The following is a 12,211-nucleotide window of genomic DNA, read 5'->3' as shown; positions in this document are numbered from 1 at the left end:
ACGACCAACGCCCGCGCAAACCCTGCGCATTCGACTCAGCCCTTCCCAGGCCGGACCACCGGGAAACCGTCCGGGTTCTCGTTGCTGTCCTCCGTGAGATCCGCCGCCCCACCCACGATCTTGGTGTCCGGCGTGCCCACCACGGAGTGGTCCTTGTTGGGGTAGTCGAACTGCGTCAGGACGTAGCGCATGGCCTCGAGCCGCGCGCGTTTCTTGTCATTGGACTTGATCACGGTCCACGGGGCGTCCCCCGTGTCCGTGTAGAAGAACATGGCCTCCTTGGCCTCCGTGTAGTCGTCCCACTTGTCCAGGGATGCCACGTCCGTGGGCGAGAGCTTCCACTGCCGCACCGGGTCCGTCCGGCGGGACTGGAACCGCGCGAGCTGCTCCGCGCGCGTTACGGAGAACCAGAACTTGATCAGGTGCGTGTCCGAGTTCACGAGCATCCGTTCGAATTCCGGCGCCTGACGCATGAACTCGTAATACTGCTGGGACGTGCAGTAGCCCATGACCCGTTCCACACCCGCCCGGTTGTACCACGAGCGGTCCATCAGCACGATCTCCCCACCGGACGGCAGGTGCTTGACGTAGCGCTGGAAGTACCATTGCGTCTGCTCGATGTCCGTGGGCTTCTCGAGCGCCACGACCCGCGCACCACGGGGGTTCAGGTGCTCCGTGAACCGCTTGATCGCCCCGCCCTTGCCCGCGGCGTCCCGGCCCTCGAAGATGATGAGCAGCTTCTGGCCGGTCTCCTTGATCCACAACTGCAGCTTGAGCAGTTCGATCTGCAGGGCCCGCTTGGTGCGCTCGTAGTCCTTGCGGGGCAGCTTCTCGTCGTACGGGTAGCCCAGTTTCCACGCGGTGGACGGTTCCGCCCCGCTCACGTCGTGGAGTTTCTTCCCGAGCTCCGCGATCTCGTCGAGTTCGGCCGCGTAGTCCTCCACCACGGAGACCCGGTGCTGTTCCTTCTTGAGGGCCTCGTCCACCGCCACCCGCTGCTCTGTGCGCTGTTCCGTCTCGGCCTGCTGCTCCTCGACGACGGCGTTCCCCGACTTCTGCTCCGACTGCTTGCTCATACGGGCCCTCTCTCGATGGTACGGCGGGAGCGACGTCGCTCCACACCTTCATGTTACGTCCGTCACCGCGGCAGATGGCCGCATGGCAACGCCCGGGCAACGAAACAGGGTCCCGTTCCCCGGCCGAAACCGAGGAACGGGACCCTGCACGAAAACGCCCGGCCGAGGCTTGGGCTGCTTCGTTTTAGCGCTTGGAGTACTGCGGAGCCTTGCGGGCCTTCTTGAGGCCTGCCTTCTTGCGCTCGATGACGCGGGCGTCACGGGTCAGGAAGCCGGCCTTCTTGAGGGCGGGGCGGTTGTGCTCGGCGTCGATCTCGTTGAGCGCGCGGGCCACGCCGAGGCGCAGCGCACCGGCCTGGCCGGAGGGGCCGCCGCCGCTGATGCGGGCGATGACGTCGTACGCGCCCTGCAGTTCGAGCAGGCGGAAGGGGTCGTTGACCTCCTGCTGGTGCAGCTTGTTGGGGAAGTACTCCTCGAGGCTGCGACCGTTGACGCTCCACTGCCCGGAACCGGGGACCACGCGCACGCGGGCGATGGCCTGCTTGCGGCGGCCCACGGCCTGGCCGGAGACGGTCAGGGCGGGGCGGTCGGACAGGGCGGCACCGGCGACGGGCTCGGTGGACTCGGAGGTGTAGCTGGTCAGCTCCACGTCCTCGGTGATCTGCTCTTCAGTGTTCTGAGCCACGATTCTCCTTATGTGTTATTCGTTGGCCCGAATTACTGGGCGACCTGGGTGAATTCGTAGGGCTTGGGCTGCTGAGCCTGGTGCGGGTGCTCGGCACCGGCGTAGACCTTCAGCTTGGACAGTTGCTGAGCGGCCAGCTTGTTCTTGGGCAGCATGCCCTTGACGGCCTTCTCCACGGCGCGCGTGGGGTTCTTCTCGAGCAGCTCGGCGTAGCTGGTGGACTTGAGCCCGCCAGGGTAGCCGGAGTGACGGTAGGCGCGCTTCTTCTCGAGCTTGGCACCCGTGAGGGCGACCTTTTCCGCGTTGATGATGATGACGAAATCGCCGGTGTCCACGTGGGGAGCGAAGGTCGGCTTGTGCTTCCCACGCAGCAGTGTTGCGGTCTGACTGGCAAGACGACCCAGGACGACGTCGGTGGCGTCGATGACGTGCCACTGACGCTGGACGTCACCGGGCTTCGGAGTGTACGTACGCACGTTGATCTGCCTTCGTTTGTCTGCTGATGACACGAATGCTCGTGTCCGATGGTTCCGCTGTGCTTCGGGGCCCGGGTGAGATCCGGGCGGCATCCGTGCGTCCACAACCCGGTGCACCGCACGGCCCTGCGCTCTGCAACATGAGCGACCGATGCGGGTACACGTGAACCGGGGCAGAACACGCACAACAGCATTCCATATTACCGGATCTCCGCCCGCCCCGCCAGTCGTGGGGCGCTATTCGTCGTGTTGGGCGGGGCGCCGAGCGCGCGTGAGCCGGGCGCGTTCGGCGAGCTGGGATGGGTCGGGATAGCGCACGGCATCAAGGACGAGACCGTGCGCGGGTGCCATGAGGACGTTCGCGTCCCGGACCCGGGCGCGCAGCCGCTGACCCGGCCACGCGGCGTCGTACCGCCCCTCCCCCACGCGGACCACCGCGCCCACGATGCAGCGCACCATGTGGTGGCAGAAGGCATCCGCCTGCAGGGCGATCGTGATCATGCCGCTCTCGTCGCGGTGCACGCCCGCGCGCTGCAGGTCGCGGATCGTGGTGGCGCCCTCGCGGGGTTTGCAGAAGCTCAGGAAGTCGTGCAGCCCCAGCAGTTTGCGCACGGCCCGGTCCATCGCGGGCACGTCGAGGTGCCAGGGGACCCACCACGAGAACGTGCGCGTCAGGGGGTCGTGGCCGGTCACGGCGTCCGCCACGCGATACGTGTAGCCGCGGGAGAGCGCGGAGAACCGGGCGTCGAAACCCTCGGGGGCCACGACGACGTCGTGCACCACGATTGCGCCCACGGCGGGGTCCCAGCCGTGGGCCGCACGGTCCTTACCCAGGACCCGGTTGAGGGCGCCGTTGAGCTTGCGCGTGAGCCCCGCGGCGGCGGCATCGCGGGCCGCGACGTCCTGCACGTCGGCGGGACCGCCTGCGCTGAGATCGCCGGTGTCCGCATCACTTGCCAGGGGACCGCGGGGACGCGGGCACGCGAACCGGGCCCACAACGGCTCGGGAACGTTCACGTGGACGGTCTGTCGACGCGCATGCACACCCGTGTCCGTGCGCCCGGCCACGACCGTGGCGCACGGCGCGCGGAAGATCAGCTCGAGCGCGTCCTCGAGCGCGCCCTGCACGCTCGGTAGCCCGGGTTGTCGGGCCCAGCCCTTGAACGGGGCGCCGTCGTAGCCCAGTTCCACCCGCAGTCTGAGGGTCTCCCCCGTCATCTGTGCGTTCCTCCCGAGGATGACGACGCCGCCGCAGGAACCTGCGGCGGCGTCGTGACGGTCGTGCTACTCAGAAGTCCCGATCACTCGGAGATTTTCTGGGCGGCGGCACCGCCGGCGGGCTGGAAGCCGGCTGCCTCGGCATTGGCCGGGGAGTCGAACCAGATCTCGGCGGTCGTGCCGGAGTACCAGCGCGAACCGGGCACGTGGTACTTCATGGAGTTGCGGTTGCCCTTGACGGTGAAGCCCTCGGGGGCCTCGCCGGACTCGAGCGGCGCGTGGGAACCGGCGAACTCGGCGTCCTGGTTCTCCTCGGCGACCTCGGCGGCCTCCTCGGAGCCAATGGCCGGAGCCTGCTCTTCGGCGGGGATCTCGTTCTCCTTGACGTCCTCGGCGGTAGAACCGGCGGGGGTGTCCACGGGAGCGGCGGGCTCGGCGGCGGCCTTGGTCGTGGCGCGCTCGGCCTCGGCCACGGTCTCCCGCTTGGCCACGGGCTCCATGACGAGCTCGATCACGGCCATGGGGGCGTTGTCGCCCTTGCGGTTGCCGATCTTGGTGATGCGGGTGTACCCGCCGTCGCGGCCTTCCATGGCGGGCGCGATGCTGGTGAACAGCTCGTGCACCACGGACTTGTCCGTCAGCTGACGCATGACACGACGGCGGGCCGCGAGGTCACCGCGCTTGGCGAACGTGATCAGGCGCTCGGCCACGGGACGCAGGCGCTTGGCCTTGGTCACGGTGGTGGTGATGCGCTTGTGCTCGAACAGCTGCTGCGACAGGTTCGAGAGGATCATGCGCTGGTGGGTCGGCCCGGCGCCGAGACGGGGTCCCTTGGTAGGGGTAGGCATAGTAGGTCTCCTGATGATCGGGCCCGTGCGGTCCGCTCAGCGGCCGCGGGGCACGGAAAGTGGTGTGGGCGTCAGTCGAGATCGACGTCGAACGGGTTGTTGTTCTCGTCCTCGTCCTCAAGCGACGCCGCGTGGGCGGCGAGGTCGTAACCCGGAGGGGAATCCTTCAGGGCCAGACCGAGCTCACCGAGCTTCTCCTTGACTTCATCGATGGACTTGGCACCGAAGTTGCGGATGTCCATGAGGTCCGCTTCGGAGCGGCCCACGAGTTCACCCACGCTGTGGATGCCCTCGCGCTTGAGGCAGTTGTACGAACGCACGGACAGCTCGAGGTCCTCGATGGGCAGCGCCATGTCCGCGGCAGCCGCGGCGTCCGTGGGCGAAGGCCCGATCTCGATGCCCTCGGCAGCCGAGTTCAGCTCGCGCGCCAGGCCGAACAGCTCGACCAGCGTGGTGCCCGCCGAAGCCACCGCGTCACGCGGGGAGATGGCTTCCTTGGTCTCGACGTCCAGGATGAGCTTGTCGAAGTCGGTGCGCTGTTCCACACGGGTGGCCTCCACGCGGAAGGTCACCTTCAGGACGGGGGAGTAGATGGAATCCACGGGGATCCGACCGACTTCCGCGTCACCCGACTTGTTCTGCGACGCCGAGACGTAACCGCGCCCGCGCTCGATGGTCAGCTCGATCTCGAGCTGGCCCTTGGAGTTCAAGGTCGCGATGTGCAGATCGGGGTTGTGGACCTCGACACCGGCCGGGGCGGAGATGTCCGCTGCGGTGACCTCGCCCGGGCCCTGCTTGCGCAGCCACGCGGTGACAGGCTCGTCCTCCTCGGAGGACAGGGAGAGTTTCTTGATGTTGAGAATGAGCTCGGTGACGTCCTCTTTGACACCCTCCACGGTGGAGAACTCGTGCAGCACACCGTCGATGCGGATGCTGGTCACGGAGGCCCCGGGGATGGAGGACAGGAGCGTACGGCGCAGGGAGTTACCGAGGGTGTAACCGAAACCCGGTTCCAGCGGTTCGATCACGAACCGGGAACGGTTCTCGGCCACAGCCTCTTCCGTGAGGGTGGGGCGCTGTGCGATGAGCACTGATGTTTCCTTTCAGCGTGCCTCCGCCATATGACGCACGCAGGTGGTGGAAAACAAAATGGGTGGGTGCCGCGGTGAGCAGGCGTGAAACACCGCGTCGAAGCGTGGTCACCCGCACCCAGGGGGCACGGGCGACCAGGCGGGACGTGTCAGACGCGGCGGCGCTTGGGGGGCCGGCAGCCGTTGTGCGCGGACGGGGTGACGTCCTGGATGGACCCGACCTCCAACCCGGTGGCCTGCAGTGCGCGGATCGCGGTCTCGCGGCCCGAACCGGGGCCCTTGACGAACACGTCCACCTTGCGCATGCCGTGCTCCTGCGCGCCCTTGGCAGCGGCCTCGGCGGCCTGCTGCGCGGCGAACGGGGTGGACTTCCGCGAACCCTTGAAGCCCATGCCGCCGGCCGAGGCCCACGACAGGACCGCACCCGAGGGGTCGGTGATGGAAACGATGGTGTTGTTGAACGTGGACTTGATGTGGGCCTGGCCCTGCGTCACGTTCTTGTTAACCTTGCGACGCGGCTTGCGAGCAGCCGTCGCACGAGTCTTCTGAGCCATGAATTCTCCTACAAAGATCTTCGACGTAGATCAGCCACCGGCGGCGGTGGCGACCACGATTACTTCTTCTTGCCGGCGACCGTGCGCTTGGGACCCTTGCGGGTGCGAGCGTTGGTCTTCGTGCGCTGGCCGTGGACCGGGAGGCCACGGCGGTGACGCAGTCCCTGGTAGCTGCCGATCTCGACCTTGCGGCGGATGTCGGCGGCAACCTCGCGGCGCAGATCGCCTTCGACCTTGTAGTTGCCTTCGATGTAGTCGCGCAGCTCCACGAGCTGGGCGTCGGTGAGATCCTTGACGCGCACGTCGCCCGAGATGCCGGTGGCATCCAGGGTTGCGAGAGCGCGCGTGCGTCCCACGCCGTAGATGTAGGTCAGCGCGATTTCCAGCCGCTTTTCGCGGGGGAGGTCGACGCCTGCGAGACGAGCCATATCGGCGGTTCTCCTTGTACTGTCCGGAGGTCTTGAACACTGCGTCCCGGATGTTTCGTCACATCCGGTCTCCGGCCTCCGTGCCGGGGGTTGCCGCACCTGTGGGTGCCAGCTGCAGTGCCCGTTCTGTCAATCCACTTGCGTGGGGGCGTTCCCGTCAGCCCTGGCGCTGCTTGTGCCGGGGGTTCTCGCAGATCACCATGACCCGCCCGTTACGGCGAATCACCTTGCACTTGTCGCAGATCTGCTTGACGCTCGGTTGGACCTTCATCGCATTCCTTCGCGTACTCGTAATGGCGTGTGCACCGGAGACACCGCGCCCGGGCCGGGGTACCGGCCGTGCACGGTGGTTCTGGGTCTTACTTGTAGCGGTAGACGATCCGGCCTCGGGAAAGGTCATAGGGGCTGAGCTCCACCACGACGCGGTCCTCAGGGAGGATCCGGATGTAGTGCTGGCGCATCTTGCCAGAGATGTGGGCGAGCACCTTGTGACCGTTGGTCAGCTCAACACGAAACGACGCATTGGGCAGTGCCTCGACCACAGTGCCTTCGATCTCGATGACTCCGTCTTTCTTGGCCATATCCTCCGCTAACTTCTCGAGGGGTCCGGTTGTCCTACCGGACGGCGGTGCCCGGACCGGTAGTCCCCCCAGACGAACAACCCCGCACTACGATTCGCAGTGGGGGTCATGGGATGGGTGGGCACGGCTCGGTCTGCGAGCACAAACAACCAACGCACGACACTACGCTGTTTCGCCCGTCTTCGCAAGCTGGAGGGCAGCGCCAGACGCCGCCGCGCTGCCCCGCCGTCAGCCCCCGACACCGCGGTAGTGCTCTTCCGTGAGTGTGGTCCCGCTAGTCCCTGAGCCTGGTCCCGTCGGCCGACACCGGGCCGCCCGTTTGCTGGGCCCACCCCTCACGACGCGGGTGACCCCGCGCCGGCTCAGACGTCCGTGGCCAACTGGCCGCACGCGCCGTCGATGTCGGAGCCGCGAGTGTCCCGCACCGTGGTGGGGATGCCGTGGGCGCGCAAGCGCTCCACGAAGTTCTGCTCCACGCCACGGCGCGAGGCCGTCCACTTGGAGCCGGGGGTGGGGTTGAGCGGGATGGGGTTCACGTGTACCCACCCGGCACCACGCTTGTTGAGCTTCTCCCCCAGCAGGTCCGCCCGCCAGCCCTGGTCGTTGATGTCACGGATCAGCGCGTACTCGATCGACACGCGCCGGCCGGTGGCGTCGTAGTAGTCGCGCGCGGCGTCGAGCGCCTCGTCCACCTTCCAGCGAGTGTTGATGGGGATCAGTTCGTCGCGCAGTTCGTCGTCCGGGGCGTGCAGGGACAGCGCCAGCGTGATGGGCAGCTTCTCGAGGGTGAACTTGCGGATCCCGGGAACCAGACCCACGGTGGACATGGTGAGCCCGCGCGCGGAGATCCCGAGTCCTTCCGGGGAGGGGTCGATGATCCGATGTACGGCGCCCATGGTGGCCTTGTAGTTGGCGAGGGCCTCCCCCATGCCCATGAACACGATGTTGGACACCCGCTGGGGCACGTCCTCCGGGTCCCCCACCATGCCGTCGCGCAGCGCCCGCACACCCTGGACCACTTGATCGGCGATCTCGGCGGCGGAGAGGTTGCGTGTGAGGCCGGACTGGCCGGTCGCACAGAACGGGCAGTTCATCCCGCACCCCGCCTGGGACGAGATGCACATGGTCACGCGCTTGTCGTAGCGCATGAGCACCGACTCGACCATGGCGCCGTCGAACAACTGGTGGACGGACTTGACGGTCATCCCCTGGTCCGCGCGCAATTGCCGCACGGTGGTCAACAGCGGCGGCAGGGCCTTGGCCGCGAGCTCGTCCCGCTGGGCGGCGGGCAGATCCGTCATGGCCGCGGGGTCCGCCTCGAAGCGCTCGAAGTAGTGCTTGGACAGCTGCGACGCCCGGAACGCGGGGTAGCCCGCGTCCTGCAGGAACTGCTTGCGGCCGGCCATGTCGAAGTCCGCGAGGTGCAGCGGGGGCTTGCCGCGCCGCGCGGGCTTGAACACGAGCTGGCCGGTCTTGGGTTTCGGGGTGATCTCAACGGGTTGTGCCGTCATGGGAATCCTCTCCCTGTTCTCGGGGTGGTTCTGTGGTGTCAGGGGTCGGGTGGACGTTGCGGGACGAGCTGTGACGATCGGACCTGCGGCGGCAGGCCGTCAGGCAGCGGGGATCGGGACCGGGCGGACCCCCAAGGGTTCGAGTTCGGAGCGGCCACCGTCCTCCGCGGTGAGCACCCACACGCCCTGGCTGTGGCGGCACACGGTGTGCTCCCACTGGCTCGCGCGCGAGCCGTCCGTGGTCACGACCGTCCATTCGTCCTCGAGCACGCGGGTCTCGATCCCGCCGCGCACGAGCATCGGTTCGATGGCCAGAGCCATGCCCGTGACGAGTTTGGGCCCGCGATTGCTGACCGCGTAGTTGGGGACGTCCGGGGCCATGTGCATCTCGGTGCCGATGCCGTGGCCCACGTAGTCCTCGAGGATCCCGAGACGCCCGCCCACGGTGTCCCGCACGTGGTCCTCGACCGCGCGGCCGATGTCCCCCACGTGGGTACCGGTGGCCATCGCGGCGATGCCGCGCCACATGGCCGCACGCGTGACGTCCGACAGTTCCTGGTCGGCGGGGTCGTGGGTCGTCCCCACGAGAACGGTGCGCGCGGAGTCCCCGTGCCAACCGGCCACGATCGCACCGCCGTCGATCGATACGATGTCACCGTCCGCCAAGACGCGCTGCCCGGGGATTCCGTGCACGACCTCGTGGTTGACGGAGGTGCACACCGTGGCCGGGTAGCCGTAGTAGCCCAGGAAGTTGGACTGCGCGTCGTACTCGTCCAGGACCTCGCGGAATGCACGGTCGAGGTCCGCGGTGGTGGCCCCGGGGACGGCGGCCGCGACCGCAGCGTCGAGCGCGAGTGACGTGACCACGCCCGCCCGGGACATGGCCGCCAACTCGGCGTCCGACTTCAATTGGATCTTGCGGCGTCCGAACACGGTGCTCGGGACCTCCCCTGATGGTTGATGTTCGTCTGACGGGCGAGCCCCCGGACCGACGCGTCGCGCCGGTCTGGGGGCTCGTGATGGTTCTGGTGATCGACGGCGCACCCCCGGCCGCGGCCGAGCGGCGCCGTTCGTGTGGATTGCGGCTCAGGCGGGCAATGCCGCCAGGATGCGCTCGGTGACCTCGTCGATGCCGCCGAGTCCGTCCACGCGCGTGACGATGCCCCGGTCCTCGTACAGCTCCACGACCGGTGCGGTCTGCTCGTCGTAGACGTCCAGACGGTGCCGGATGACGTCCTCGGTGTCGTCCGTGCGGCCCTGGTCCTGGGCGCGGCCCAACAACCGGGAGACGAGTTCCTCGTTGTCCGCGGTAAGCAGCAGCACCACGTCCAGGGAGACCCCGTTGGCCTCGAGGATCCGGTCCAGTTCACGGACCTGGGCCACGGTGCGCGGGTAGCCGTCCAGCAGGAAACCGTCGCGGACGTCGTCGTGCGACAACCGGTCACGCACCATGTTGTTGGTCACGGAATCCGGGACCAGGTTCCCGGCGTCCGTGTAGCGCTGGGCTTCCTTGCCGAGTTCGGTCTGTTCCTTGATGTTGGCGCGAAAGATGTCACCGGTCGAGATCGCGGGAACGCCTAGTCGCTCGCAGATCCGCGCGGCCTGGGTACCCTTGCCCGCGCCCGGCGGTCCAATGATCAACATGCGGGTCATGTTCTCTCCTTGCGTCAACGTCAGGTTCTCCCCCACTCTACCGGGCGGTGGACCCGCCTGCCGTGGCCGTGCACGGGCTCAGGTGCGCAGCAGACCCTCGTAGTGGCGCTGTTGCAACTGGGCGTCGATCTGCTTGACGGTGTCCAGACCCACGCCCACCATGATCAGCAGCGACGGGCCACCGAAGGGGAAGTTCTGGTTGGCGTCGAAGAGCACGAGCGCCACGAGCGGGATCATGGACACGATGCCCAGGTACAGCGCACCGGGCAGCGTAATCCGGGAGAGCACGTAGCGCAGGTAGTTCTCGGTGGGACGGCCCGCGCGGATCCCCGGGATGAAGCCGCCGTAGCGCTTCATGTTGTCGGAGACCTCTTCGGGGTTGAACGTGATGGACACGTAGAAGTACGTGAAGGCCACGATCAGCAGGAAGTAGACCGTCATGTAGATCGGGTGGTCACCGCGGGCCAGGTACGTATTGATCCAGTTGACCCACCCCGGAACGGGGCTGCCGTCGTCGGGCATCGCGAACTGCGCGATCATCGTGGGCAGCATGAGCATGGAGGACGCGAAGATGATGGGGATCACGCCGGCCATGTTGACCTTGAGCGGGATGTAGGTGCTGGTCCCGCCGATCGTGCGGCGACCCACCATGCGCTTGGCGTACTGCACCGGGATCCGGCGCTGCGACTGCTCCACGAACACCACGCATGTGATGACCACCAGTCCCACGGCACACACGCCCAGGAACAGGCCCCAACCGCGGGTGCGCAGGATGTCACCGAGCGCGGACGGGAACGTGGCCGCAATGGAGGTGAAGATCAGCAGGGACATGCCGTTACCCACGCCGCGGTCCGTGATGCGCTCACCGAGCCACATGATCACGGTGGTGCCCGCGGTCATCGTGAGGATCATGATCACGAGCACCAAGAGGGAGTCGTCCGGGATGACGGGCAGGGGGCAGTTGCCGAGCAGGTTGCCCGAACGCGCCAGGGAGATCACGGTGGTCGCGTTCAACGCGGCCAGCCCGATCGTGAGGTAGCGGGTGTACTGCGTGAGCTTGGTCTGCCCCTGCGCTCCCTCCTCGTGCAGTTCCTGGAACCGCGGGATCACCACGCGCAGCAACTGCACGATGATGCTCGCGGTGATGTAGGGCATCACGCCCAGCGCGAAGATGGACAGCTGCAACAGGGCCCCACCGCTGAACAGGTTGACCAGGTCGTACGCGCCACCCGTGGTGTTGCCCAGGGCGAGACACTGCTGCACGTTGCCGTAGTCCACACCCGGTGCGGGGATGAACGTCCCCAACCGGTAGATCACAATGATCCCCAGTGTGAACAGCAGCTTGTTGCGCAGCTCCGGCGTGGTAAACGCCCGTGCGAAAGCACTGAGCACAGGTCCTCCTCCAAAAACGTGGTGGCCCGGTGGGTTCCGACCCCGGGCAAGTCTAGCGAAGGATCCGCTGCGACCCCGGCGGTCGGTCTTGCGACATCCTGGTAAAGCGATTCCGGCGCCGCGGTCCGGGCGTCGTCGTGGGGGTAACGCAACGGGCCCCGCGCCGGCAATCCGGCACGGGGCCCGTTCCAGTTCAGGGATTCACCCTACAACCGAACACTGGCATCGGTTCATGCGTTCTGCGTGGACCCACCAGCCGCGGCGATCTTCTCCGACGCGGACGCGGAGAACTTGTCCGCGGTGATGTTCAGCGCCACGGAGATCTCCCCGCTGCCGAGCACCTTCACGGGCTGGTTCTTGCGCACCGCACCCTTGGCGACCAGGTCCGCGACGGTGACCGTGCCACCCTCGGGGAACAGCTCGCCCAGGCGGTCCAAGTTCACGACCTGATACTCCACGCGGAACGGGTTCTTGAACCCGCGCAGCTTGGGCAGGCGCATGTGCAGCGGCAGCTGACCGCCCGCGAAACCGGCCTTGACCTGGTAACGCGCCTTGGTGCCCTTGGTACCACGGCCCGCGGTCTTACCCTTCGAGGCCTCGCCACGGCCAAGACGCGTCTTGGCCTGGTGCGAGCCGGGGGCGGGACGCAGGTGGTGGACCTTCAGAGCGTGGCGCTTGCTCTCGGTGTTTTCAGCCAT

15 protein-coding genes are annotated in these 12,211 nt (G+C 67.2%); all 15 read right to left on the bottom strand.

What is annotated here, in order from left to right; genetic code table 11:
* Nucleotides 1–35: 35 nt before the first annotated feature.
* The 15 genes from ppk2 to rplO all read right to left on the bottom strand — a co-directional run bounded on the left by ppk2 (nucleotide 36) and on the right by rplO (nucleotide 12,211).
* On the bottom strand, nucleotides 36–1,076 hold the full coding sequence (gene ppk2 / locus Q9R22_RS04135) for a polyphosphate kinase 2 (RefSeq protein WP_131332474.1): 1,041 nt from the start codon (nucleotides 1,074–1,076) through the stop codon (nucleotides 36–38).
* A 184-nt stretch (nucleotides 1,077–1,260) separates the two neighbouring features.
* Nucleotides 1,261–1,761, bottom strand: coding sequence for a 30S ribosomal protein S9 (rpsI, locus tag Q9R22_RS04130; RefSeq protein WP_064847346.1), 501 nt, complete (start codon nucleotides 1,759–1,761; stop codon nucleotides 1,261–1,263).
* Between the two features lie 32 nt (nucleotides 1,762–1,793).
* Entirely contained in the window at nucleotides 1,794–2,237 is a 444-nt protein-coding gene (gene rplM / locus Q9R22_RS04125) for a 50S ribosomal protein L13 (protein WP_035959569.1), read from the bottom strand.
* Between the two features lie 237 nt (nucleotides 2,238–2,474).
* Complete coding sequence (locus Q9R22_RS04120; protein ID WP_311254075.1) at nucleotides 2,475–3,455, bottom strand: tRNA pseudouridine synthase A; 981 nt, start codon at nucleotides 3,453–3,455, stop codon at nucleotides 2,475–2,477.
* An 83-nt stretch (nucleotides 3,456–3,538) separates the two neighbouring features.
* Nucleotides 3,539–4,303 carry a 50S ribosomal protein L17 gene (gene rplQ / locus Q9R22_RS04115; protein WP_035959585.1) on the bottom strand — a complete coding sequence of 255 codons (765 nt, stop codon included), beginning with the start codon at nucleotides 4,301–4,303 and terminating at the stop codon, nucleotides 3,539–3,541.
* Nucleotides 4,304–4,374: 71 nt separating this feature from the next.
* Nucleotides 4,375–5,394 carry a DNA-directed RNA polymerase subunit alpha gene (locus Q9R22_RS04110; protein ID WP_064847278.1) on the bottom strand — a complete coding sequence of 340 codons (1,020 nt, stop codon included), beginning with the start codon at nucleotides 5,392–5,394 and terminating at the stop codon, nucleotides 4,375–4,377.
* 149 nt (nucleotides 5,395–5,543) lie between these two features.
* Complete coding sequence (gene rpsK, locus Q9R22_RS04105) at nucleotides 5,544–5,948, bottom strand: 30S ribosomal protein S11 (RefSeq protein WP_012397714.1); 405 nt, start codon at nucleotides 5,946–5,948, stop codon at nucleotides 5,544–5,546.
* Nucleotides 5,949–6,007: 59 nt separating this feature from the next.
* Nucleotides 6,008–6,376 carry a 30S ribosomal protein S13 gene (rpsM, locus tag Q9R22_RS04100; protein WP_035959599.1) on the bottom strand — a complete coding sequence of 123 codons (369 nt, stop codon included), beginning with the start codon at nucleotides 6,374–6,376 and terminating at the stop codon, nucleotides 6,008–6,010.
* A 157-nt stretch (nucleotides 6,377–6,533) separates the two neighbouring features.
* The gene (rpmJ, locus tag Q9R22_RS04095) at nucleotides 6,534–6,647 is read right to left on the bottom strand and encodes a 50S ribosomal protein L36 (RefSeq protein WP_012397712.1); all 114 of its coding nucleotides are present in this window, start codon (nucleotides 6,645–6,647) and stop codon (nucleotides 6,534–6,536) included.
* Nucleotides 6,648–6,735: 88 nt separating this feature from the next.
* Entirely contained in the window at nucleotides 6,736–6,957 is a 222-nt protein-coding gene (gene infA, locus Q9R22_RS04090; RefSeq protein WP_012397711.1) for a translation initiation factor IF-1, read from the bottom strand.
* A 362-nt stretch (nucleotides 6,958–7,319) separates the two neighbouring features.
* Nucleotides 7,320–8,468: a 23S rRNA (adenine(2503)-C(2))-methyltransferase RlmN gene (gene rlmN, locus Q9R22_RS04085; protein ID WP_311254074.1), complete on the bottom strand. Its 1,149-nt coding sequence runs from the start codon at nucleotides 8,466–8,468 to the stop codon at nucleotides 7,320–7,322.
* 99 nt (nucleotides 8,469–8,567) lie between these two features.
* Nucleotides 8,568–9,401 (bottom strand): type I methionyl aminopeptidase, encoded by an 834-nt coding sequence (gene map / locus Q9R22_RS04080; protein ID WP_131332472.1) that lies wholly within the window; start codon nucleotides 9,399–9,401, stop codon nucleotides 8,568–8,570.
* A 153-nt stretch (nucleotides 9,402–9,554) separates the two neighbouring features.
* Complete coding sequence (locus Q9R22_RS04075) at nucleotides 9,555–10,121, bottom strand: adenylate kinase (RefSeq protein WP_064847280.1); 567 nt, start codon at nucleotides 10,119–10,121, stop codon at nucleotides 9,555–9,557.
* Between the two features lie 78 nt (nucleotides 10,122–10,199).
* A complete protein-coding gene (gene secY, locus Q9R22_RS04070; protein WP_098054382.1) occupies nucleotides 10,200–11,513 on the bottom strand; it encodes a preprotein translocase subunit SecY in 1,314 nt (437 codons plus the stop codon).
* A 230-nt stretch (nucleotides 11,514–11,743) separates the two neighbouring features.
* Nucleotides 11,744–12,211, bottom strand: coding sequence for a 50S ribosomal protein L15 (gene rplO / locus Q9R22_RS04065; RefSeq protein WP_064845207.1), 468 nt, complete (start codon nucleotides 12,209–12,211; stop codon nucleotides 11,744–11,746).

This window comes from Kocuria sp. PD6 (assembly GCF_031844145.1).
Taxonomy (GTDB): domain Bacteria; phylum Actinomycetota; class Actinomycetes; order Actinomycetales; family Micrococcaceae; genus Kocuria; species Kocuria marina.
The sequence above is the reverse complement of the archived record's forward strand: the minus strand, read 5'-3'. Positions and strand labels throughout refer to the sequence as shown.